15 protein-coding genes are annotated in these 24,364 nt (G+C 72.9%); 9 read left to right on the plus strand and 6 right to left on the minus strand.

What is annotated here, in order from left to right; all coding sequences use genetic code 11:
- The first annotated feature begins 81 nt into the window (after positions 1–81).
- Genes IF17_RS0115410 through IF17_RS0115420 form a run of 3 tightly spaced genes read left to right on the plus strand, consistent with a single transcriptional unit; the run spans position 82 to position 9,103 of the window.
- Positions 82–7,434 carry an amino acid adenylation domain-containing protein gene (locus IF17_RS0115410; protein WP_030566214.1) on the plus strand — a complete coding sequence of 2,451 codons (7,353 nt, stop codon included), beginning with the start codon at positions 82–84 and terminating at the stop codon, positions 7,432–7,434.
- Positions 7,435–7,439: 5 nt separating this feature from the next.
- Positions 7,440–7,643 (plus strand): MbtH family protein, encoded by a 204-nt coding sequence (locus IF17_RS0115415; protein ID WP_030566216.1) that lies wholly within the window; start codon positions 7,440–7,442, stop codon positions 7,641–7,643.
- Positions 7,640–9,103 carry a DHA2 family efflux MFS transporter permease subunit gene (locus tag IF17_RS0115420; RefSeq protein WP_030566218.1) on the plus strand — a complete coding sequence of 488 codons (1,464 nt, stop codon included), beginning with the start codon at positions 7,640–7,642 and terminating at the stop codon, positions 9,101–9,103. The genes IF17_RS0115415 and IF17_RS0115420 overlap by 4 nt, the downstream gene beginning before the upstream one ends.
- A gap of 110 nt (positions 9,104–9,213) precedes the next feature.
- Here IF17_RS0115420 and fes read toward each other — a convergent pair whose 3' ends face one another.
- Together fes and fhuB are read right to left on the minus strand one after the other, a co-directional pair.
- Complete coding sequence (fes, locus tag IF17_RS0115425) at positions 9,214–10,497, minus strand: enterochelin esterase (RefSeq protein ID WP_030566220.1); 1,284 nt, start codon at positions 10,495–10,497, stop codon at positions 9,214–9,216.
- A gap of 14 nt (positions 10,498–10,511) precedes the next feature.
- Positions 10,512–12,869: a Fe(3+)-hydroxamate ABC transporter permease FhuB gene (fhuB, locus tag IF17_RS0115430; RefSeq protein WP_030566222.1), complete on the minus strand. Its 2,358-nt coding sequence runs from the start codon at positions 12,867–12,869 to the stop codon at positions 10,512–10,514.
- 102 nt (positions 12,870–12,971) lie between these two features.
- Between fhuB and IF17_RS0115435 the strand changes: the two genes are divergently transcribed.
- The 6 genes from IF17_RS0115435 to rho all read left to right on the plus strand — a co-directional run bounded on the left by IF17_RS0115435 (position 12,972) and on the right by rho (position 19,130).
- Positions 12,972–13,802: a 2,3-dihydro-2,3-dihydroxybenzoate dehydrogenase gene (locus tag IF17_RS0115435; protein ID WP_030566224.1), complete on the plus strand. Its 831-nt coding sequence runs from the start codon at positions 12,972–12,974 to the stop codon at positions 13,800–13,802.
- Positions 13,803–13,891: 89 nt separating this feature from the next.
- On the plus strand, positions 13,892–15,097 hold the full coding sequence (gene dhbC / locus IF17_RS0115440; protein WP_030566226.1) for an isochorismate synthase DhbC: 1,206 nt from the start codon (positions 13,892–13,894) through the stop codon (positions 15,095–15,097).
- Positions 15,094–16,743, plus strand: coding sequence for a (2,3-dihydroxybenzoyl)adenylate synthase (locus IF17_RS0115445; protein WP_030566228.1), 1,650 nt, complete (start codon positions 15,094–15,096; stop codon positions 16,741–16,743). Before dhbC ends, IF17_RS0115445 begins: the two co-directional genes overlap by 4 nt.
- A gap of 50 nt (positions 16,744–16,793) precedes the next feature.
- Entirely contained in the window at positions 16,794–17,426 is a 633-nt protein-coding gene (locus IF17_RS0115450; protein ID WP_030566230.1) for an isochorismatase family protein, read from the plus strand.
- Between the two features lie 5 nt (positions 17,427–17,431).
- On the plus strand, positions 17,432–17,662 hold the full coding sequence (locus tag IF17_RS0115455; protein WP_030566232.1) for a phosphopantetheine-binding protein: 231 nt from the start codon (positions 17,432–17,434) through the stop codon (positions 17,660–17,662).
- Between the two features lie 328 nt (positions 17,663–17,990).
- Positions 17,991–19,130 carry a transcription termination factor Rho gene (rho, locus tag IF17_RS0115460; protein WP_030566234.1) on the plus strand — a complete coding sequence of 380 codons (1,140 nt, stop codon included), beginning with the start codon at positions 17,991–17,993 and terminating at the stop codon, positions 19,128–19,130.
- Positions 19,131–19,139: 9 nt separating this feature from the next.
- Here rho and IF17_RS01000000136460 read toward each other — a convergent pair whose 3' ends face one another.
- From IF17_RS01000000136460 to IF17_RS0115480, 4 genes are read right to left on the minus strand one after another with little or no spacing between them, the layout of a single operon-like run.
- Positions 19,140–20,003 carry an ABC transporter ATP-binding protein gene (locus IF17_RS01000000136460; protein ID WP_051884010.1) on the minus strand — a complete coding sequence of 288 codons (864 nt, stop codon included), beginning with the start codon at positions 20,001–20,003 and terminating at the stop codon, positions 19,140–19,142.
- Positions 20,000–21,823 (minus strand): dipeptide/oligopeptide/nickel ABC transporter permease/ATP-binding protein, encoded by a 1,824-nt coding sequence (locus IF17_RS1000000137140; protein WP_244890495.1) that lies wholly within the window; start codon positions 21,821–21,823, stop codon positions 20,000–20,002. The genes IF17_RS01000000136460 and IF17_RS1000000137140 overlap by 4 nt, the downstream gene beginning before the upstream one ends.
- Positions 21,820–22,761 carry an ABC transporter permease gene (locus IF17_RS0115475; protein ID WP_030566240.1) on the minus strand — a complete coding sequence of 314 codons (942 nt, stop codon included), beginning with the start codon at positions 22,759–22,761 and terminating at the stop codon, positions 21,820–21,822. The genes IF17_RS1000000137140 and IF17_RS0115475 overlap by 4 nt, the downstream gene beginning before the upstream one ends.
- A gap of 45 nt (positions 22,762–22,806) precedes the next feature.
- Entirely contained in the window at positions 22,807–24,333 is a 1,527-nt protein-coding gene (locus IF17_RS0115480; protein WP_030566242.1) for an ABC transporter substrate-binding protein, read from the minus strand.
- Between the last annotated feature and the right edge of the window lie 31 nt (positions 24,334–24,364).

Consider the following 24,364-nt stretch of genomic DNA (forward strand, 5'->3'; position numbering starts at 1 on the left):
GTTAACTTAGCCTTACCTAAGTGCGTGCCGGGGAGCCTGGTGGCCCGGTGTCCGTTGTCCTTCAGGGGAGTCGTCACACACATGCATGAGCGTCCGAACCGCCCGACCAGCTCTTCGGCAGCGCACCCCGGCGGCCCTCCTTCCCGAGCGCTGCCCCTCCTGACCGCCCAGTCGGGCATCTACTACGCGCACCAGCTGGCCCCCTCCGGCACGGAGCTGAACACGGCCGACTGTGTGGAGATCGACGGGCCGCTCGACGGGGACCTGTTCGCCGAAGCGCTCGGGCGAGCCGTGGGCGAGGCGGACACCCTGGCCGTACGGGTCTCCGAGACCGACGGCACACCGGTGCAGCACGTCACGCACACCGAACTCGCCGTCCAACGGCTGGAACTGACGCCGGAGCAGGCCGAGGCGTGGATGCGGGAGGACCTGGCCCGGCCGGTGGACCTCGCCTCCGCCGACGGGCTGATGACGCAGGCGCTGATCCGCGTCGGTGAGGTCCGGCACTGGTGGTACCAGCGCATCCACCACATAGCCGTCGACGCCTACGCGCTCTCGCTGATCGGACGCCGGGTCGCGGAGCTCTACTCGGCCGCCGTCGCCGAAGAGCCCGCGCCCGAGGGCCGGTTCGCCCCGCTGAGCGAGCTGACCGATGACGAGGCGGCGTATCTGGCCGGTGCGGAGTATGCCGAGGACCGCGCCTTTTGGGCGGAGCGGATGGCCGGGTACGCCCCCGAGGCCGCACCCGCCATGCCCGACACCTCTGCCGGTGGCGACCTCCTGCACCGGATCACCGATCTCCCCGCCAGCAGCCTGGACCGGCTCTCCCGGGCGGCGCGCGCCGCCAAGGCGACCTGGGCCGAGCTCGTGGTCGCCGCGACCGCCGGTCATCTGCACCGGCTCACCGGCACCGAGGACGTGGTGCTGGGCCTGCCGCTGACCAACCGGCGCGGCCCGGCCGCCCTGCGCACCCCCGCCATGACGGTGAACGTGCTGCCGCTGCGCATCGCCGTACGCCCGCAGGACACCGGGGCGGAGCTGCTGCGCCGGGTGGTGCTGGAGATCCGCGCGGTCCGCCGCCACCAGCGCTACCCGCAGGCCGACCTCCGCCGCGATCTGGCCCTGGAGTCGGCCGACGCGCCGCTGACCGGCCCGATGGTCAACATCAAGGCCTTCGACAGCGCCCTGGACTTCGCCGGTCTCCCCGGCACCGTGCGCAACCTCGCCGCCGGTCCCGTGGAGAGCCTCGCGGTCGGCGCGGCGCCGGGGCCCGACGGCGGCCTGCGGCTCACGCTGGACGCCCACCCCGCCACGTACGGGGAGGCGGGGCTCGCCGCCCACGAGGAGACCTGGCTGCGCTATCTCGACGGCCTGACCGAGCTGTTGCTCACCGCCCCGGACCGGCCCGTCGCCGCGCTGGACCTGCTCACCGACGACCAGGTGCGCGAGGCCACGGCAGGCCGCACCGAACCGGCCGTCGCCCTGACCGTCCCCCAGGCGTTCACGGCCCAGGCCGCGCTGACGCCTGAGGCCGTAGCCGTACGCTCCACCCTCGCGGGAACGTTCCGGGGGGCCGGGGGGACGGAGGGCGCTGCTGGGGCCGAGGCAGCGGAGAGCGCAGCCGGTGCGCGTGCCGACGCCGGTGCCACCCTCACCTTCGCCGAGCTGGACGCCGCCTCCGACCGGCTGGCCCACCTCCTGGCCGGGACCGGGAGCGGGACCGAGACCGGGTCCGGGGCCTCGGGTCAGGCAGGTGCCACGGTGGCGCTGGCCCTGCCCCGGACCGCCGACATGGTGGTGGCCCTGCTCGCCGTGCTCAAGGCGGGCCTGGTCTGCCAGCCGCTCGACCTCGGCCACCCCGCCGCCCGGACCCTGGCCGTCCTGGAGGACGCCCGGCCTGTCGCCGTCATCGGCACCACCGCGACGCTGGCCGCGCTCCCGCCGCACGGCCTCGCCACCGTCGCACTCGACGAGCCCGCCACGGCCGACGCCCTCGCCGGCTGTCCAGCCGGGCCGCTCCCCACCGGGCCGGCCCTCGGTGATCCCGCCTATCTCATCCACACCTCCGGTTCCACAGGGCGCCCCAAGGGCGTCCTCGTCAGCCACGCCTCGCTGGCCAATCTCGGCGCGGGCCACCTCACCGACCACATCGCCCCGGCCGTCGCCCGCACCGGCCGGGAGCGGCTCCGGGTCGGTCACAGCGCCTCGTTCGCCTTCGACGCATCCTGGGACCCGCTGCTGTGGATGGTCCACGGCCATGAGCTCCACCTGCTGGACGACGCCGCCTACCGGGACCCCGCGGTCCTCACCGCGTACGTCGCCGCCCACGGCGTCGACTATCTCGATGTCACCCCTTCCTACGCCGAAGCGCTCATCGCCGAAGGCCTGCTGGACGAAGGCCGCCACCACCCGGCCCACCTGGTCGTCGGCGGTGAGGCCGTGCCCCCGGCCCTCTGGGAGCGGCTGACCGCCGCCGACGCCGTGCACCCGGTCAACCTCTACGGGCCGACCGAGACGACCGTCGACGCCTACTACTGGCTCCCCGGGGCCTCAGCGGACCGGCCCGAGGGCAGACCCGTGCGGGGATCGCGGGTCTATGTCCTGGACTCCTCCCTGCGTCCCGTGCCCGCCGGGGTGACCGGTGAGCTGTACGTCGCCGGGCCCTGCCTGGCCCTCGGCTACCTGGGCCGTCCCGACCTGACCTCCGAGCGGTTCGTCGCCGACCCGTTCGGCGCGCTCCACGGCACCCCCGGCGGCCGGATGTACCGCACCGGGGACCTGGTGCGCCGCCGCAAGGACCACACCCTGGAGTTCCTGGGCCGCAGCGACGACCAGGTGAAGATCCGCGGCTTCCGCATCGAACTCGGCGAGATCCAGGCCCGGCTGGCAACCCACCCGCAGGTCGCGGCGGCCGCCGTCATCGCCCGGGAGACCGGGCACGGCAAGCGCCTCCTCGCCTACGCGGTCGCGGAGAAGGTCGGGACGGCCCCCACCCCGAACGCTCTCCGCGACCACCTGGCCGCCGCCCTGCCCGAGCACATGGTCCCCACCACCGTGACGCTGCTGGACGCCCTCCCCCGTACGGCCAACGACAAGCTGGACCACCGCGCCCTGCCCGACCCCGAACCGCTCGCCCCCGCCATCGGGGCCGAGGTCGTCGGCGAGAGCGGCCCGCACACCGAGATCGTGCGGGGGCTTTACGCCGACGTGCTCGGTATCGCGGAGCCCCCGGCCGCCGAGGCGGGCTTCCTCGACCTAGGCGGGCACTCCCTGCTCGCCGCCCGGCTGGCCGCCCGCGTCCGCGAGCGCTTCGGCGTCCCGTTCTCCATCGCCGATGTCTTCCGCCACTCCACCGCGGCCGCCCTCGCCGCCCAGATCCGCACCCGCAGCGGCGCGGCCACCGCCTCCGTACCGCTCTCCCCGCTCCCCCGCACCGGTCCCCTCCCTCTCTCTCCGGCCCAGCAGCGGCTCTGGTTCCTCCACCGCCTCGAAGGCCCCAGCCCGACCTACAACATCCCGCTCGTCCTCAGCGTCCACGGCCCCCTCGACCGGGACGCACTCCAGCTCGCCCTGCACGATCTGGTGGACCGTCACGAGACACTGAGAACGGTATATCCGCCCACTGACAACGCCCCCGGAGCAGACGGCGACGACGCCCCCCACCAGGTCATTCTTCCGCCGGGTCATGAGGCGGCCCGTCCTGTGCTGCGCCTCGCGGAGCCCGGCAGCGACCTCACCGAGGCGGTGCGGTACTGCTTCGACCTGGCCGCCGAGCCACCCCTGCGCACGGTGCTGTTCAGCGACTCCCCGGACCACCACACCCTGCTCCTGCTGCTCCACCACATCGCGGGCGACGGCGCGTCCACCACTCCCCTGGCCCGCGACCTCGCCACGGCCTACACCGCACGGGTCGCAGGCACCGCCCCGGAGTTCACGCCGCTGACCGGCCAGTACGTCGACCACGCCGCCCGACTACAGCAACTCCTGGGCACCCCAGCCGACCCGACCCCGCTCGCCGAGACCCAGCTCGCCCACTGGCGCGAGGCGCTGGCCGGGCTGCCGGACCAGCTGGAGCTGCCCACCGACCGGCCCCGCCCGCCCGTCGCCACCTCGGCCGGTGACACCGTGCCCTTCGCCCTCGACGCGGCCACGCACGAGGCGCTGCGCCGGCTGGCCAGGGCGCACGGCGCGACGGTCTTCATGACCGTGCAGGCGGGCCTCGCCGCCCTCCTCACCCGGCACGGCTGCGGCACCGACATCCCGCTCGGCACCCCCGTGGCGGGCCGCGACGACGACACCACGGCCGGGCTCGTCGGCTTCTTCACCAACACCGTGGTCCTGCGCACCGACACCTCCGGCGATCCCGGCTTCGGCGCCCTGCTGGACCGGGTGCGGGCGACGACGCTCGCCGCGTACGAGCACGACGCGCTGCCCTTCGACCACCTGGTGGAGGCGCTGAACCCGCCGCGCTCGCTGGCCCGGCACCCGCTGTTCCAGGTGATGCTGGCCTGGCAGTCGATCGCGGACGGGCCCGCCGCCTTCGGACCGGACGCCACCGCGCGGCTCGCCGCCGTACCGTCGGGCACCGCCAAGTTCGACCTGACCCTCAACGCGGGCGAGCTGGCCGACGGCGGGATCGCCGGGTTCCTGGAGTTCCGCACGGACCTCTTCGACCGGACGACCGCCCAGGCTCTCGCAGACCGGCTGGCCCGGCTGCTGACCGCCGCGGCCACGGAGCCTGAAACGCCGGTCGGGCTGCTGCCCGTGCTCGGTGCGGACGAGGTGCACCGCGCTCTGGTCGAGGCCAACGGCGTGCCCGCCGACCGGCCGGTGCCGCTGACGCTCGCCGAGGTCTACGAGGTGGCGGCGCGCCGTCACCCGGACCGGGTGGCCGTGAGCTGCGCGGGCGAGTCGCTCACGTACGCGCAACTCTCCTCCCGTGCCCAGTCGTTGGCGCGGCTGCTCGCGGCCCGCTCCATCGGCCCCGGCTCGATTGTGGCCCTCGCGCTGCCGCGCTCGCTGGACCTGGTGGCCGGGCTGCTCGCGGTGTCGCTGTCGGGCGCCGCATATCTGCCGATGGACCCGGACTACCCGGCAGACCGGCTGGCGTACATGCTGGAGGACGCCCGTCCGGCCGCGCTGATCACGGACGCGGCGACGGCGGACCGGCTGCCCGCGCACGAGCTGCCGCTGATCACGGTGGACGAGGCGGCGGGCTTCCCCGACGGGCCGCTGAGCCAGTCGGACCGGACGCGGCCGCTGAGCCCGCAGGACCCGGCGTACGTCATCTACACCTCGGGATCCACCGGGCGCCCCAAGGGAGTTGTGGTCACGCAGCACAATGTGACGCGGCTGATGACGGCGACCGAGCACTGGTTCGCGTTCGGTCCGGACGACGTGTGGACGCTGTTCCACTCCTACGCCTTCGACTTCTCGGTGTGGGAGCTGTGGGGTGCGCTGCTCTACGGCGGCCGGGTCGTCGTCGTACCGCATCTGACGAGCCGTGACCCGCAGGCGTTCCTCAGGCTGTTGGCCGATGAGCAGGTGACGGTTCTCAACCAGACGCCGTCCGCGTTCTACCAGCTGGCCGCCGCCGACCGGGAGGCCCCGGGGCACAACCTGGCGCTGCGGTATGTGGTGTTCGGCGGCGAGGCGCTGGAGCTCGGGCGGCTCGCGGACTGGTACACGCGCCACCAGGAGAACGCGCCGACGCTGGTCAACATGTACGGCATCACCGAGACCACGGTCCATGTCTCCTACCTGGCGCTCGACCGGGAGACGGCCGCCTCCGCCGTCTCCAGCACCATCGGGGTCAACATCCCGGACCTGCGCGTCTATGTGCTGGACGACCGGCTCCAGCCGGTCCCGCCCGGGGTCACCGGTGAGATGTACGTCGCCGGTCAGGGTGTGGCTCTCGGCTATCTGGGACGGCCCGACCTGACGGCGGGGCGTTTCGTCGCGGACCCGTTCGCGCATCTCTTCGGGGAGAGCGGGACCCGGATGTACCGCTCGGGCGACCTCGCCCGGCGGCGTACCGACGGAGCTCTCGAATACTTCGGGCGCGGCGACCAGCAGGTGAAGATCCGCGGGTTCCGCATCGAACTGGGGGAGATCGAGGCCGTGTTGGCCGCCCACCCGGAGGTCGCCGATGTGGCGGTCGTCGTACGCGAGGACGTGCCGGGCGACAAGCGGCTCGTCGGTTACGTGGTTCCCACGCCCGGCACCGATCCGGTCCCGGGTGAGCTGCGCGAGCACGCGGCGGCCACGCTGCCGGTGCACATGGTGCCCTCGGCCGTGGTGGTGCTGGAACGGCTGCCGCTGACCGGCAACGGCAAGCTGGACCGCAAGGCGCTGCCCGCGCCGGGTGTGCCGGTGAGCGGCGGGGGCCGGGCGCCGCGCACCGTGCGCGAGGAGCAGCTCTGCTCGACCTTCGCGGAGGTGCTGGGGCTGCCGTCGGCCGGGGTGGAGGACAACTTCTTCGACCTGGGCGGCCATTCGCTGCTCGCGGTGCGTCTGGCGGGGCGGATCAAGTCGGCGTTCGGCATCGAGGTGTCGATCGGCACGGTCTTCCAGGCGCCGACGCCCGCCGCGCTGGATTCGGCGCTGGACGTCTCGCGTGAGGAGGACCCGCTGGACGTTCTGCTGCCGCTGCGGCCGGCCCGTCCCGGCGACCGCTCCCCCGTCCACTGTGTGCACCCGGCGGGTGGTCTGAGCTGGTGCTACGCAGGTCTGATCCGCCATCTCCCGGCCGATGTGCCGATCTACGGGCTCCAGGCCCAGGGCGTCGGTGAGGCGACGGCGGACGAACCTCTGCCCACCACGCTGGAGGAGTTGGCCGCCCACTACGCGTCCCGTATCCGCGAGGTCCAGCCGGAGGGGCCCTACCGGCTGCTCGGCTGGTCGACCGGCGGGATCATCGCCCACGCGATCGCGGCGGTGCTCCAAGAGGCGGGTCACGAGGTCGAGTTGCTGGCGATCCTGGACGCGTACCCCGCCGAGGGCTTCCGCGGCCTGCCGGTGCCCGACCAGGCCGAGGCGCTCGAATCGCTGCTCACCATGGGCGGTTACGGCCCCGAGAGCCTCGGCGACAAGAAGCTGACGACGGCGAACGTGGTGGAGGTGCTGCGCCGCGAGGGCTCCCCGCTGGCCGCGCTCTCCGCCGCGAAGATCGAGGCGCTCGGCGAGGTGTACCTCAACACCAACGACCTCGTACGCGCCTACGACCACCGGGTGTTCCGGGGCGATGTGCTGTTCTTCCGGGCCACGGTCGACACCATCGACGACACCCTGACGCCGGAGACCTGGACCCCGTACGTGAGCGGGCGCATCGACAACACGAACGTCGCCTGCTCGCACAAGGACATGACCCTGCCCGAACCGATCGCGCACATCGCCCGCGTGGTCGCCGACCGACTCACCGAGCTGGAGAAGTGACACCGATGAGTGACGCATCCGCCAACCCCTTCGACGCGGACGGGGAGTTTCTCGTCCTGACCAACGAAGAGAGCCAGCACTCGCTGTGGCCGCTGTTCGCGGCGGTGCCCGCCGGCTGGTCGACGGCTCACGGTCCGTGCGCCCGCCAGGAGGCGCTGGACTGGATCAGCGCGCACTGGTCCGGCCCCGTCGCCGTCACCGCCCGGTGAGCGGGCTGCTGATCCGGCCCCGGATACGCCCCCGGGTCGCCGTCGTCCTCGTCTACACGGCCGCGATGTGCATGAACGGCCTGGACTCGACGATCGTGAACCCGGCTCTCTACACGATCGCGGGCGACTTCGGCCGCCCCCTGTCCGCGGCCAACACCGTCGAGACGGCCTTCCTGGTCGCGCTCGCGGTGGGGCTGCCGGTGGCGGGTTGGCTGGGTGACCGGTTCGGGACGAAGCGGGTGTTCCTCGGTGCGCTGACCGCGTTCACGATCGCCTCGGCCGTCTGCGGTCTGGCGCCCGACCTCAACACGCTCGTCGTCGCCCGGGCCGTACAGGGCCTGGCCGGTGGGCTGTTGACGCCGGTCGGGATGACGCTGCTGTTCCGGGCGTTCCCGCCGCACGAGCGGATGAAGCTGGCCAAGGTGCTGATCGTGCCGACGGCCCTGATGCCCGCGCTCGGCCCGCCGCTGGGTGGTCTGCTGACCGAACACCTCTCCTGGCACTGGCTGTTCTTCGTGAACGTGCCGATCGGGGCGGCGGCGGTGCTGCTGGGCTTCTTCGGTCTGCGCGAGCATGTCGAGGGACCGGAGGGGAAGTTCGACACGGTCGGCTTCTGGCTGGCCACTCCGGCGCTGGGGCTGCTGACGTACGCGCTCGGCTTCGGCCCGTCCCAGGGCTGGACCCGGCCCGCCGTCGCCGTCAGCGCGGCGCTGGGCTCCGTCCTGCTGGTGGCCGCCGTCCTGCATCAAGTGCGGGCGAAGACACCGTTGTTGAAGCTGCGGCTCCTCGCCGACCGGGTCTACGGGTCGGCCTCGGCGCTGGCCGGGGTCACGGCGGCCGGGCTGATGGGCGTGCTGTTCGTCTTCCCGCTGCTCTACCAGGCGAGCCTGGGCGCCTCGGCGCTCGATGCGGGGCTGAGCGTGTTCCCGGAGGCGGTGGGGCTGATGCTGGCCTCGCAGGTGGTGGACCGGCTGCTGCCGAAGCTCGGCCCCCGGCTGCTGACCGTACCGGCACTGCTGGTCGCCGCGGCGGTCTTCGCGACGCTCGCGATCCCGGGCGTGGCGGAGAACGCGTGGAGCGTGCGCGGGCTGATGTTCCTGATCGGTCTGGTGCTCGGGACGGCGGTGCTCACCGTGCAGATCTCCGGGTTCGAGTCGATCGGGCCCGCCGACATGGGCCAGGCCATGGGCCTGTTCCAGATCGTCCGCACGCTCGGCGGTGCGTTGGGCATCGCCGCCTGTGCGGCGGTGATCGGCGGCGGCCATGTGACGGAGGCCGCCGCCGGCCCGGGCCCGTACCGTACGGCGGTGTGGGTGACGGCGGGGCTCGTCGCCGTCGGGGCACTCATCGCGCTGCGGCTACCGCGCGAGGCCCCGCAGCCACCGCCCTTCGACGACGAGGACGCACCGCCGCCGGGTGAAGGCCTGGCGGCGGACGAGGCACCGGCCGTGAAGGGCTGAGAGCGCGAGGCCCTCAGGGCCTGAGCGGGTACGGCGAAGGGGCGGGGCGGCATCCGGAGGGGGATGCCGCCCCGCCCCTTTCGGCGTTCCGGGCGGAGGGTGGGGAGGGGTTACGGGCGGCCGAGCAGCCCCGCCAGGCCGTCCGCGAGGCCGCCGCGCCAGCACGCGTAGTCGTGGCCGCCGTTGAACTCCCGGTACCGCACGTCGTATCCGCGGGCCCGCAGGATGTTGCGGAAGCGGCGGTTCTCCTCCAGCAGCATCCACTCCTGGCGGCCGACCTCCAGATGGAGGGTGACGGGCCTGCGCTCCGCCCAGGCGTACTGGCCGGTGAGCCATTCGCCCTCACGGTCGTCGTCGGGCCACCAGAAGGAGCCGGACTGGGAGAGCGCGAGGCCGAAGCGGTCGGGCCGCTGGAACGCGGCGAAGGCGGCGGTGAGGCCGCCCGCGCTCTGGCCGGCGACGACCGTGCGCGCCGCGTCCGCCCCGGCCCCGTACTCCTGCTCCACCCAGGGCAGCAGGGTGTCCGCGAGCCAGTCGACGAACGGGGCGCTGCACGCGAGGTCCTCCATGCGGCGGCCCATGGTGTCGATCAACACCGCGACGGTGGACGGGATTTCACCGTCCGCGTGCAGGTTGTCGAAGATGTCGCCGACGCCGAGCACCGGCCCCCACATCTCGCCGTCCAGGAGCACGGCGAGCGCGTAGGGGCCTGCGTCCGGGCGGTGTCCGGGCGGGAGGTGGACCGTGATCCGGCGGCCGTCCACCTCGGTGTCGAGGCTCTCGCCCCGGTCCACGTCCTCGCGGCGCCGGACGCGCAACTGGTCGGGCGCTTCGGGGAGTTCGAGTACGGAAGCGGGGTTACGGCCGTCGCGGGAGGGCAGCGGGGCCCCGGTGTTGAGCGGGTCGGGCTCCGCCTGGTCGAGGACCCGGCGCCAGGAAGGGCGGTCGGCGCGCAGGGCGTCCTCGCGGGTGCCGCAGGTGGCGTGGAACTGGTACGAGGCGCGGTGGTCGGTGCGCAGCCGGTAACTGATGGCCCAGACCCCGGTGCCCTCGGCCCGTTCCATCAGGTGCGGGGCGAGGTCGCCGGCGTGCCGGTCCTTGTCGGTGACCGTGTGGACCAGGGCCAGGACGTGGGTGGCGGGGCGGGCGGGGTCCTCGCGGCGGACGAAGGTGACCAGCCGGTGGTCGGCCTCGCCCTCGGGGTCGGGTTCGACGAGGGGGGCGCCGGTCTCGGAGACGTACCGCCAGAACGCCTCCTCGGCGTCGGGCTTGCCCTCGCGTACGTCCTCAAAAAGCGTACGCAGCAGCGGGCTTCGCACGGTGGGTACCTCGGATCGGTTCGGTCCCGCGGACACGGGCGGGGCGGGCGGGTTGCGGCGCGGTGGGTAGGTCATGTGCGGGCCGCCTTTCAGACGCGGGTGGCGGCGGAGCGGCCGAGGAGGACCCAGAGCAGGAACGGGCCGCCGAGGACGGTGGTGACGATGCCGACGGGGAGTTCGACGCCGTCGAAGACGATCCGGCCGAGGGTGTCGGCGGCGACGACGAGGACGGCCCCGGTGAGCATCGAGCCGACCAGCGGGACCCGCAGGGGGCCGGCGAGCCGGGAGGCGATGACGGGTGAGGCGAGGGCCACGAAGCCGACCGGTCCGCAGATGCCGACCGCGAGGCCCGCGAGGCCGACGGCGAGCAGCAGGGCGAGGGCGCGGACCCGGCCGGGGGCGGAGCCGAGGGAGGAGGCGGTGGCGTCGTCGAAGCGCAGGACGCCCAGGTGGCGGGCGACGGCGAGGCTGATGGGGACGAGGACCGCGAGGCCGATGAGGACGGGGACGGCGACGGAGTAGCTGCGCCCGTTGAGGCTGCCGGAGGTCCACACGTACAGCGAGCCGGCGGAGCTGAGGGACCGGCGGGAGAGGACGACCTGGGTGATGGCGGAGGCCAGGGCGGACATGGCGAGGCCGACGACGAGGACGCGGTAGCCGCGCTGGCCGAGGCCGCCGGAGACCGTGGTGACGACGATGACGGCGACCAGGGCGCCGATCGGCCCGGCCCACCAGGCGCCGAACGTTCCGGTGGCGCTGAGGGTGACGGAGAGCAGGACGGCGGCGGTGGCCCCGTCGTTGACGCCGAGGAGTTCGGGGGTGGCCAGGCGGTTGCGGGCCAGGGTCTGGGTGAGGCAGCCCGCGAGGCCGAGGGCGGCGCCCGCGGTGAGTCCGGCGACGATGCGGCCGAGGCGGAAGTTCTGGACGAGCAGGACGTCGAAGCGGTCGCCCTGGCCGAAGACGGCACGGAAGGTGCGGGCGACGCCCATGTCGCTCTGGCCCGCGTAGGCGGAGAGGACGACGGCGAGCAGGAGGGCCGCGGCGAGCGCGATGGCGGCGAGGGCCGCGCGCCGGGTGACCAGCAGGGAGAGAGGGCCGCGGCGGACGACGAGGGTGTCCGGCGGGCGCACGCGAACGGCCTTGGGCGTACGGCCCTTCGGGTGGGGCAGGGCGAGCTTGAAGCGGCGCGGGCGGTCCGGGGCGCGCTCCTCGGTGGCCGGTTCCGTCATCCCCATCGAGGCCAGCTGCTTGGAGCGGACGATGGCGATGAGGACCGGGGCGCCGATGAGGGCGACGATCACGGAGACGGGGGCCTCGAAGGGCCGGGAGACCACACGGGCGGCGACATCCGAGACGGCCAGCACGCAGGCGCCGATGAGTCCGGCGAGCAGCAGGCGGGCGGCCAGCCGGGTGCCGGCGATGGCGCGGGCGAGGAACCCGGCGAGCAGGCCGAGGAAGGAGATGGGCCCGGCCAGCGCGACGGCGGAGGCGGTGAGGAGGGTGACACCGACGGCGACGACCGTGCGGATGACGGGCGGCCGGTGGCCGAGGCTGCGGGCCAGGTCGTCGCCGAGCGCCAGGGCGGAGAGCGGGCGGGCGACGAGCAGCGCGACGAGGAATCCGATGGCGAGGACCGGGGCCAGGCGGCCGAGTTCGCCGAAGCCCTCGACCCCGGCGAGGGAGCCGAGGACCCAGAAGCGGAATCGGTCGTAGGTCTCGGCGGAGTTGACGACGATGACGCTGGTGAGTCCGCCGAAGGTGGCGCCGAGCGCCGCTCCGGCGAGGACGAGGCGCATGGGAGAGCCGCCGCCGCGCCGTCCGGAGATGAGGAGGACCAGGCCGCTGGCGACCACCGCGCCGACGAACGCGCAGACCAGGTAGGCGTAACCGGAATCGAAGCCGAGGAGCGCGATGCCCGCGACGACACCGAGCGACGCGCCCGCGTTGACGCCGAGCAGTCCGGTCTCGGCGAGCGGGTTACGGGTGACCGCCTGGAGGAGGCATCCGGCCACACCGAGGGCCGCGCCGACGAGCAGCGCGGTGAGGGTGCGCGGGAGGCGCAGGTCGCCGACGACAAGGGAGAGGCGGGCGTTGTCTCGGGCCCCGTCCCGGTTCAGCAGATAGTCGAGCACCCCTCCGACGCCCACCTCGCCCGCGCCGATGGAGAGGGAGAGGCCGCTGAGCAGCAGGACGGCCACCGTGAGACCGGCGACGGCGAGCGCCACGGCGCGGCCGCCGGCCGAAGGCACGCGCGAGGCCGCCTCCGTACCCGGGGATATCTCCGTACCGGGTACGGGACCGGGTCTGGAGCCGGGTTGCGGAGCGGGTTCCTCCGCTCCGGCGGGCGGTGTCGTGGCCCTCCGTTCGCTCTCCCCTCCGTCCAACTGGGCGGTCGAGGAGTCATGTTCGGGGGCCGAGGCCGTGGCCCCCGTGCGCGGCGTTTGCATAAGGTGAGGCTAACCTAACCATATATCGACGGCTCGACACCCTTCTGGGCGGTCGAATCAATTTAGGTTACCCTTACCTAACACCCAGGGGGAGGTTGTTTCATGCCTGAGCACATACCGGGCAGAAGTGGCGAGTTCGAGGGCCGTACGGCCCTGGTGACCGGCGCCGGACAGGGCATCGGAGCCGCAGTCGCCGAACTGCTCGCCGACCTCGGCGCCCAGGTGGCGGCCACCGACCGGGCCGGGCACACCATCGAGGCGCTGGCCGCCGACTGGCCCCGGCGGCAGGAGAAACTGCCGGCGGGCGAACGGTCGGCGGGCTGCCTGGAACCACATGTGATGGACGTCACGGACCGGGTCGCGGTGGAGAACACCGTGGCCCGCGTCGAGGACGAACTCGGCCCGGTGGACATCCTGGTGAACGTCGCGGGCATCCTGCGCACCGGCCCGGCGACCACGCTCTCGGCGCAGGACTGGGCGGACACCTTCGCGGTGAACACCACGGGCGTCTTCCATGTCTCGCAGAGCGTCGCCCCCCTGATGGCGGCCCGGAAGTCCGGCTGCATCGTCACCGTCGGCTCCAACGCCGCCGGGATCCCGCGCACCGGTATGGCCGCCTACGCCGCTTCCAAGGCGGCCGCCGCCATGTTCACCAGGTGTCTGGGCCTCGAACTCGCCCGCAGCGGCGTGCGCTGCAACGTCGTCGCCCCCGGATCCACCGACACCGCCATGCAGCGTGCGCTGTGGACCGACCCGGGCGCCGAGGCGCGGGTGATCGACGGGGACCCGTCGACGTACCGCACCGGCATTCCGCTCGGCCGGATCGCCGAACCCGCCGACATCGCCGACGCGGTGGCGTTCCTCGCCTCGGACCGCGCCCGCCACATCACGCTCCAGGAGCTGTACGTCGACGGCGGCGCGACCCTGCGCTGACCGGCGGCCCCCCGCACGACCCTCCGTACCACTTCACCTCCCACCAGCCCCCCGCACCCGCTGACGGGACCATCGAGAATGGAGTCCCCGTGTCGACGGCATCCCAGGTCGCCACGCACGTCCCCCCGGCCGATCCGGCCCACCCCTCCGTAGGAGCGGCCACGTCGCTCCTGGACGCCTACACACCGGGCGACCACTTCCTCGCCACGCCCGGACGCACCCTGCTCGCACGCGGACCGGGGCGCGAAGTCCCGCACGACGAGAGACCCTTGACCGACCGGGTGGACGCCACCCTGGCCGAGGCAGTCGCCGCCGGACAGGCATCACCCGTGGTGATCGGCGCCATCCCGTTCGACCACACGGCACCGGCCGCGCTCCACGTGCCGGCGTCGGTGCGCACCGCCCCGCCGCTCGCCTCCGATCCGATGATCGCCCTGCCCGTCGGCCCCTCCGCCACCACCGACTGGCAGATCCGCCCGGTGCCCGTGCCCGAGGTCTACGGCGAGGGCGTCGCCGCCGCCGTGGCCCGTATGTGGCGCGGCGAGTTCAGCAAGGTGGTGCTGGCCCGCACGCTGGAACTCACCTCCGGCGCCCCGCTGGACCTGCCCGCAATGCTCCAGCGGCTGGCCCGCCGCGACCCCTCCGGCTACACCTTCGCCCTGCCGACCGGCCCCGCCCGCACCCTGATCGGCGCCAGCCCCGAGCTGCTCGTCTCCCGCCACGGCGACCATGTCGTCGCCAACCCGCTCGCCGGGTCCACCCCGCGCAGCGACGACCTCGCCGAGGACGTCCGCCGCGCCGCGACGCTGCTGGAGTCGGTCAAGGACCTCCACGAGCACGCCGTCGTCGTGGACGCCGTCCACCAGGCGCTCGCCCCGCACTGCACCGGGATGACCGTCCCGGCCCGGCCGACGCTGATCCGCACGGCCACCATGTGGCACCTGTCGACCACGGTCACCGGCACCCTGTCCTCCGCCTCCACCTCGGCGCTGGACCTGGCGATGGCGCTGCACCCGACGCCCGCCGTGTGCGGGACGCCGACGCAGACGGCCCGTCAGGTCATCGCGGAGACCGAGCCGTTCGACCGCGGCTTCTTCACCGGTGTCGTCGGCTGGGGGAACGCCGACGGCGACGGCGAATGGGTCGTCACGATCCGCTGCGCCGAGGCCGAGGAGCGCACGCTGCGCCTCTACGCGGGCGCGGGCATCGTCTCCGCCTCCGAGCCCGAGGCGGAGACCGCCGAGACCGGCGCCAAGTTCCGCACCTTCCTGAGCGCCGTGGGAGCCGAGCTGTGAGTACGCAAGCCGCTCCCACCTGGCCCGCCGAGTTCGCCGAGAGGTACCGGGCGGCCGGCTGGTGGCGCGGGGAGACCTTCGGAGAGATGCTGCGGCAGCGCGCGGAGGAGCACCCGGACCGGATCGCGATCGTCGACCCGGTGGCCGGGAGCCGGTGGAGCTACGCCGATCTCGACCGGCGCGCCGACCGGCTGGCGGCGGGCTTCCTCGCCCGCGGTATCGCCAAGGACGACAAGGTGGTGGTCCAACTCCCCAACATCGCCGAGTTCTTCGAGGTGATCTTCGCCCTGTTCCGGATCGGCGCGCTGCCCGTCTTCGCGCTGCCCGCCCACCGCGAGACTGAGATCGCCTACTTCTGCGAGTTCACCGAGGCCGTCGCCTACGTCATCGCGGCCGAGAGCGGCGGCTACGACTACCGAGAGCTTGCGGCGAAGACCCGCGCTCAAGTACCCACGCTGAAGCACGTGTTCGTCGCCCAGGGGGACCCGGGTGACTTCGAGGCGCTGGCCGAGGTGGCCGAGGAGCCGGTCGGCTACGGCGGTCCGCGCCCCGACGACCTGGCCTTCCTCCAGCTCTCCGGCGGCAGCACCGGCGTACCGAAACTGATCCCGCGCACCCACGACGACTACATCTACTCACTGTGGGGCTCCAACGAGATCTGCGGGGTCGACGAGAACAGCGTCTACCTGGTCGCGCTGCCCGCCGCCCACAACTTCCCGCTCTCCTCCCCCGGTTCGCTCGGTGTGCTGTACGCCGGAGGGCGCGTGGTGCTGTGCCCGCAGCCCTCGCCCGAGGTGGCCTTCCCGCTGATCGAGCGCGAGGGCGTGACCATCACCGGCCTGGTGCCGCCGCTGGCCCTGCTGTGGACCGAGGCCGCGCCCGGCAGCGCCCATGACCTCAGCAGCCTTGACGTACTGCTGGTGGGCGGCGCCAAGTTCAGCGAGGAGGCGGCCCGCAGGGTGCGTCCCGCGCTCGGCTGCACGCTCCAGCAGGTGTTCGGGATGGCGGAAGGGCTGGTCAACTACACGCGCCTGGACGACCCGGTGGAGACCATCGTCACCACCCAGGGCCGCCCCATCTCCCCCGACGACGAGATCCTGGTCGTCGACGACGAGGACCGCGAGGTGGCGCCCGGCGGGACAGGACACCTGCTGACCCGGGGCCCGTACACGATCCGCGGCTACTGGAACGCCCCCGAGCACAACGCCCGTTCCTTCACCGAGGACGGCTTCTACCGCACCGGCGATGTCGTCCGGGTCACGGAGAGCGGGCACATCGTCGTGGAGGGGCGCGCCAAGGACCAGATCAACCGGGGCGGTGAGAAGGTCGCCGCCGAGGAGGTGGAGAACCACATCCTCGCCCACCCGGCCGTGCACGACGCCAACGTGGTGGCGGAGCCGGACCCGTATCTGGGTGAGCGCGTCTGCGCGTACGTGATCCTGCGCTCGGGTGCCGGTCCGCTGAAGGCGGTGGCCATCAAACGGTTCGTACGGGAACGGGGTCTGGCCGCCTACAAGGTGCCCGACCGGGTCGAGTTCGTGGACGCGTTCCCGCAGACCGGGGTCGGCAAGGTCTCCAAGAAAGACCTGCGCAACGCGGCCGCCCGCACCGCCGACCCCGCCCCTGCTCCCGCTCCCGCCCTCTGACGTTTCCGCCGCACACGTCCCCGCACCTTTCGAACGGAACCCTCTCCACCATGGCTCTGCCCGCCATCACCCCCTATCCCATGCCGGCCGCCGACGAGCTGCCCGCCAATCGGGTCGACTGGACCGTCGACCCGGCGCGCGCCGTGCTGCTCGTGCACGACCTGCAGAACTACTTCCTGTCGGCGTACGACCGGCAGGCCGCGCCCGTGCCCGAACTCCTCGCGCATGTGGCCGAGTTGAAGAAGGAGGCGGCGCGTCTGGGCGTGCCCGTCCTCTACACCGCGCAGCCCGGCGGCCAGAGCGCCGAGGAGCGCGGGCTCCAGCAGGACTTCTGGGGCCCCGGCCTGCCGGCCGACGAGCACGCGGCGGCCATCGCGGAGGAGGTCGCGCCCGGCGACGGCGACACCGTCATCACCAAGTGGAAGTACAGCGGTTTCGTCCGCACCGATCTGCTGGAGCGGCTGCGTGAGCAGGGCCGCGACCAGATCGTCCTCACCGGCGTCTACGCCCACATCGGCGTCCTGATGACGGCGTGCGACGCGTGGATGCAGGACATCCAGGCGTTCGTGGTGGCCGACGCGGTGGCGGACTTCTCGGCCGACGACCACGCGATGGCGCTGCGTTGGGCGGCCGGCAAGTGTGCCGTCGTCACCACCGCCCGAGCCGTCTTCGAAGGGAAGTGACCGCTGTGGCCCTGACGCTGGAGCAGCTGCGTGCCGATGTCGCCGACATCCTCGGCGAGGAGCCGGAGGAGATCCCGCTCGACGAGAACCTCGTGGACTACGGACTCGACTCCGTCCGTCTGATGTCCCTGGCGGCGGCCTGGCGCCGTGACCACGGGATCGAGGTGGCCTTCGCCGACCTGGCCGAGAAGCCGGCGCTGGAGGCCTGGGCGCCGCTGCTCGGGGTGACCGGCTGACGAAGGCGGCGGCGAACAGTCCTTCCGAGGGTGGTGCGGACCCGGCAGTACCGGGTCCGCACCACCCTCGACCCGTTTTCCCGATGACCGTGCTACAGTGCGATGAGCACCCGTGGATGCCCCTTCGTCGGGCACCGGTGCTGAGCTTCTCTCTCCATCGCTGTTGCGCCCGTCCTCGTAGACCGGCGATCCAGATTCTTCCCCAGCGTTTCTCTCTCGCTGTCTCTCCTTCCGGCTGCCGGGCTTCCGTGCCCCGGTGCGGGTGTGACGATGCCGCCCCTCCGTACGCCGGTCCCTCATTCGCCATGTCTGCGAAAGGACCCCTCCCATGACCACCACACTCGAACGCCCCGCCATCCGTGAGCCGCGCCCCGTCCGGGCCGCCGGGCTCCTCGACACCGTCTCGGGCGGCCACGGACTGCTCCGTGTCCAGGGCGGCCACCCCTCCCCCGGCGACATCCAGGTGTCGCCCGCACTGATCCGCCGCTACGGCCTGCGCAAGGGCGACGCCGTCGAGGGGAGCTGCGAGCGGCCGCGCGTCCTCGCCACCGTCGACCGGGTCAACGGCCTCCCGCCGCAGTCCCTGGCCGGCCGCGCCCACTTCCGCAACCTCACCCCGGTCCACCCCACCGAGCGGCTGCGGCTGGAGACGGAGAAGGGCGGCCCGGCGCCCCGGATCGTCGATCTGGTCTCCCCCGTCGGCAAGGGCCAGCGCGGCCTGCTCGTCGCACCGCCCCGGACCGGCAAGACGGTCCTGCTCCAGCAGTTCGCCGCCGCCGTCGCCACCAACCACCCCGAGTGCCACTTGATGGTGGTCCTCCTGGACGAACGCCCCGAGGAGGTCACCGACATGCGCCGCTCGGTGCGCGGCGAGGTGTACGCCTCCACCTTCGACCGGCCCGCCAAGGAGCACATCGCCCTCGCCGACCTGACCGTCGAGCGCGCCAAGCGCCTCGTCGAGCAGGGGCAGGACGTGGTGATCCTGCTGGACTCCCTCACCCGGCTGTGCCGCGCCCACAACAACGCGGCCGGATCGGGCGGCCGCACCCTGAGCGGCGGTGTCGACGCGGCGGCCCTGGCCGGCCCCAAGAAGCTGTTCGGGGCGGCCCGCTCCGCCGAGGAGGGCGGCTCGCTCACCATCCTGGCGACGGCCCTCGTCGAGACGGGCTCCCGCGCCGACGAGTTCTTCTTCGAGGAGCTGAAGGGGACCGGCAACATGGAGCTGCGCCTGGACCGCTCGCTCGCGGACCGGCGGGTCTTCCCGGCCGTCGACATCGCCCGGTCCGGCACCCGCCGCGAGGAGCTGCTGACGGACCCCGCCGAGCTGGCCACCGTACGGGCGCTGCGCCGCGCCCTGCACGCCCGGGACGGTCAGGGCGCCCTGGAGGCGCTGCTGGACAAGGTCCGCCGCACCCCGGACAACGCCACGTTCCTCCGCCAGGTGCAGCCCACCGTGCCGGGCGCCTGAGGATGCCGCTCAGCTCCGTGCCGACAGCGCTGCCGCCTCCCTGCGCCGCCGCTGCTCCCGTACGTCGGCGACCGGTGCGGCGAGCATCAGTGCCCGGGTGTAGGGGTGGCGGGGTTCCGAGGTGACCTGGACCGCGTCACCGGTCTCGACGAGTTCGCCGGCCTGGATGACCGCCACCCGGTGGCTCATGAACCGGACGACCCCCAGGTCGTGGGTGACGAACAGGTAGGCGACCCGGGTCTCCTCCTGGATCTCCAGGAGGAGTTCGAGGACCGTCCGCTGGGTGGTCAGGTCCAGTGCGGAGACCGGTTCGTCGCAGATGACCAGCCGGGGCCGCAGGGCCAGGGCCCGGGCGATGGCGACCCGTTGGCGCTGACCGCCGGAGAACTCCCGGGGCAGCCGGTCGGCGGCGTCGGCGGGCAGGCGTACCCGCTCCAGCAGTTCCGCGATCCGGGCCCGTGCCTCCTTGGTCCCGGTGCCCTGGCCGAGCAGGGGCTCGCCGAGGGTGTCGCCGACCGTACGGGAGGGGTTGAGCGAGGTGTACGGGTCCTGGAACACGACCTGGAGGTCGCGGGCCAGGGCCCGTCGGCGCGCCCGTCCTGCCCGCTCGATGCGGCTGCCCGCGAAGGTGATGGTGCCCGACTCCACGGGGGCGAGACCGAGGACCGCCCGGCCGATCGTCGTCTTGCCCGAGCCGGACTCGCCGACCAGGCCGAGGGTCTCCCCGGGCCGGATGCCGAGGCTCACCCCCTTGAGGATCCGGGCGCGCGGTGCGCGGCGGCCCTTGCCGGGGTAGGAGACCCGCAGGTCGCGGAGGGAGAGCAGGGCGTCCGGGAACTCCCCGCCGGGCCCGCCGGTGGCATCGCTGGTCATACGGTGGTGCTCCTCGCCTCTCGTGGCTGCCACGGCTCCCGTGGCGGCGCGTCGTCCAGGACCGCTTCGAGCAGGGACCGGGTGTAGAGGTCGCGCGGCGCGTGGACGACCTGTTCGGCGGTGCCGGTCTCCACGATCCGGCCGGCGCTCATCACCGCCACCCGGTCGCAGAGGTCCGCGACGACACCGAGGTTGTGGGTGACCAGGAGGACCCCGAGTCCACGGTCCCGCTGGAGGCGGCGCAGCAGCTCCAGGACCTCCGCCTGGACCACGACGTCGAGTGCGGTGGTGGGCTCGTCCGCGATGAGGAGTTCCGGATCGCAGGACATCGCCCCGGCGATCAGGACGCGTTGGGCCATGCCGCCGGAGATCTCGTGCGGGTACAGCCGCATCGTCCGCTCGGGCGACGGGATCTCCACCAGCCGCAGCAGGTCCAGCGCGCGGGTCTCGGCCTCCTTGCGGGTGATGCCGAGGACATGGCGCATCGGCTCCATGAGCTGGCTGCCGATGGTGAAGGCCGGGTCGAGATTGCTCATCGGCTCCTGGGGGACGTACGCGACCGTTCCGCCCCGCAGGGTGCGGTGCTCGCGCTCCGGCAGGCCGACGGTCTCCCGCCCGTTGACGGTGACGCTGCCCGACCCGATCCTGCCACCCTCCGGCAGGATGCCGAGGACCGAGAACGCCGTCTGCGACTTGCCGGACCCCGACTCGCCGACCAGGCCCACGATCTCGCCGGGTGCGACATCGAGGTCCACGCCGTGCACGACCTGTTTGGGCGGGCCGTCGGGCCGGTCGTAGACCACGGTGAGGCCGCGCACCGAGAGCAGCGGGCTGCGCGGTCCTGCCTCCGCCGGGGCCTCGAAGGCCGGTGCGGGGCGTGCCCGTCGCGGGGAGCGCCCGCCGTCCGGCGGTCCGCCGCGCTCCTCCAGCGCGTCGCGCAGGGCGGCGGCGAGGAGGACCAGGGCGCCGTTGGTGATGCCGAGGGCGAGTCCGGGCCAGAGCATGAGGAGCGGGGCCCGCTGGATGTTCTGGAACGCCTCGTTGAGCATCGCGCCCCAGGTGGCCGAGGAGCCGCTGCCGACGCCGAGGAACTCCAGTCCGGCCTGGAGGCCGATGGCGATCCCGGCGACCAGGGCGACCTGGATGATGACGGGGCCGCGTACGACGATGAGGATGTGGCGTCCGACGATGCGGGCGTCGGAGAGTCCGGACACCTTGGCGGCGTCCACGTACAGCTCCTTGCGGACGTTGGCGACGATGCCGCGCACCAGGCGGAAGAAGCTGGGGGCGGCGAGCACGCCGAGCACGATCATCAGGACCCAGACGTCGGGGCCGAGGATGGCGCGGGAGGCGAGCAGGACCACCATGGCGGGGAGGGCCATGACGAGGTTGACGGCCCAGTTGGCCGCCGAGTCGAACCAGCCGGCGCGGTACCCGGCGTACAGCCCGGTGGGTACGCCGAGGGCGAGGGCGACTCCCAGGGCGATCAGCGCGCCGCCGAGCGTGTTGCGGCCGCCGTACAGGAGGCGGGAGAGGATGTCGCGGCCCGCCGAGTCCATACCGAGCGGGTGCGCGGCGCTCGGCCCCTCGAACGCGGCGCCCAGCGCGGAGGCGTCGGGGGCCTGCGGGGCGATGAGCGGCGCCAGGAGCACCGCGACGACCAGGAGCAGCAGGACTCCGGCGGAGGCGGCGCCGAGCGGGTTGCGCAGGAGGCGCCGGAGCAGTCCGCCGGGCACGGCGGCCCGGGTGTCGGCGGCGGGCGCGGAGTCGGGTGCCGGGCGGGGCGGGGGCGCCGGGTCGGCCGGCAGGTTGTCGCTCATGCGACCCTCGCCTTCGGGTTGAGCCAGCCGATCATGACATCGACCAGGAGGTTGATCAGGACGACTCCGATGACCGTGAGCATGACCAGGGCCATGATCACGGGGATGTCGCCGCGGGTGGTGTAGGTGACGGTCATGCTGCCGATGCCGGGGAGCCCGAAGATCTGCTCCACGATGACCGCGCCGCCCAGCAGTCCGACGAACTGCATGCCGAGCACCGACAGAGCGGGCGCGGAGGCGTTGCGCAGGACGTGCCGGAGGACGATCCGCGAGGTGGGCAGCCCGCGGGCGCGCAGCGTACGGATGTAGTCCTGGCGCAGGACGTCGATGACCGCGCCCCGCACCTGCTGGGAGACGCCGGCCACGGAGGCGACCGACAGCGCGAGGACGGGCAGCGTGATGGTGGAGAGCCAGCCCGACGGCGACACGGAGAACGCCGTGTAGCCGATCGCCGGGAACCAGTTGAGGTTGACCGCGAAGACCAGCACGATCACCAGGGTCACCAGGAAGCCGGGGAGCGCGTACCCGATCACGCCCAGCACCTGGACGAAGCGGTCGGCGGCCCCGCGCCGCACCCCGGCCCAGACGCCGAGCAGGAACGACACGAGGGTCGCGACCAGGGTCACCCCTACCATGAGGCTCGCGGTGACCGGGAGCCGGGCGGTGACCGCGGTGGTGACGTCCTCGCTGGTGAACCAGGAGGTGCCGAGGTCACCGCGGACCGCGTGGGTGAGCCAGTCGGCGTACTGCGTGAGGACCGGCCGGTCGAGACCGAGCGCGGCGTTCTTCGCGTCGACGGCGGCCTGGTCGGCGCCCTGGCCGAGCAGCGTACGGCCGACGTCGGTGTCCGGGACGGACAGCAGCAGGTAGGAGAGGAAGGAGATGACGAGGAGGAGCAGGGCTCCCGCCGCGATCCTGCGGGCGATGAAGTTCAGCATGGCACTCGGTATCTGTCGGGCGCTTCAGGAGAGGCCGTCGTGGTCTCAGCCGGCGGGGGCGTAGTTGTAGATCGACGGGACGGCCATGCCGGACTGCGGGGTGATCTTCACCGTGCCGTCGGAGACGTGCAGGTACGTCATCCGGTAGAAGGGCACGAACCAGCCCTCCTCGACCAGGTGCCGGTTCAGCTGCCGGGCGGCTTCCTTCTGCTTCTCGCCGCCGCTCTGGATCTGCGGCAGGAGCTTGCCGACCGTCGCGTCGGTGGAGCCGAACATGTTGAACGTGCCCGGGGTGACCAGTTCGTTGACGACGATCCAGTCGTCGGCGGCCTGGCCCATGTTCATGACCATGCCGGGGTAGGCGCGGTCGGTGAAGATCTTGCGGAGTGCGGTGGAGCCGTCGAGCTCCTCCCACTTCAGCGTGATGCCGACGGCCTTGAGGTCGGTGGTCAGGGAGGAGGCGAGGGCGTCGTTGACGATCGCGCTCATCCGGGGGAGCTTGAGCGTGAACCCCTTGGCGTATCCGGCGGACTTCAGCAGGGACTTGGCCTTGGCCGGGTCGTGCGCGTAGTACGTGTCCAGCGCCTTGTCGTAGCCCGCGGTGTCCGGGCCGAAGACCTGGCCGGTGGCGGCGCCGCGGTTCTGCCGGATGGTGGCCAGCATGGTCTTCCGGTCGACCGCGTGGTTGAGCGCCTGGCGCACGCGGGCGTCCTTGAGCGCCGGAGTGATGGCGCCGCCCCGGTCGAAGAGCAGCAGGCCCTGGAAGTCGAACTCCTGCTCCGTGGTCTTCACCCGGGGGTCGGACTCGATGCTGATCTGCTGGTCGGCGTTCTGGAGCAGGGCCGCGTTCACCTGGCCGGTCCGCAGGCCGTTGACGATCGCCGTCTCGTTGTCGAAGAAGCTGATCGCCAGCTCCTTGTAGGGGAGTTCCTCGCCCCAGTAGTCGGCGTTGCGCTCGTAGACCCACTTGGTGCCGATGGTCGTCTTCGCCTTTGCCAGGCGGTACGGGCCGGTGCCGTCGGGGGTCGTCTTGAGGGCGTCGCCCTTGGCGAAGGCCGCGGGGTTGGCCATCAGCCCGGCTGCGTCGCTGAGGTAGAAGAGCATCGCGGGGTCGGGCTGGGCGAGCTTCAGGGTGACGTGCGTGGCGTCGGTGACCTCGACGGACGTGAGGTCCTTCAGCCACTTGGCCGCCGCGCCGCCGCCCTTCTTGAAGCGCTCCAGGTTGGCCTTGACGGCGGCGCCGTCGAAGGCGCTGCCGTCGGCGAACTTCACGTCATCGCGCAGGGTGAGGGTGAGGGCGGTCCTGGTGTCGTCGTACGTCCACTCGGTGGCGAGCATCGGACTGAATTCGCCGTCGGCCTCGCGCTTGACCAGGGTGTCGTAGACGGCCTGGAAGAACGGCAGAGCGCTGCCGACCGCCTGGGAGGGGTCGAGGCTCTGCGGGGAGGTCAGCGTGGCGAGGTTCAGCTGCGCTCCGGCGCTGCCCTGCGGGCCGCCGCCCGCGCAGCCGGTGAGCGTGAGGACGGCCGCCAGGCAACCGGCCAGGGCCGCGTTTCGGGTGGTTCTGCTCATGGGTTCGCTCCGTCTGGAGAGCCCGGGAAAG

The sequence above is a fragment of the Streptomyces cyaneofuscatus genome, assembly GCF_000718135.1.
Lineage (GTDB): Bacteria > Actinomycetota > Actinomycetes > Streptomycetales > Streptomycetaceae > Streptomyces > Streptomyces cyaneofuscatus.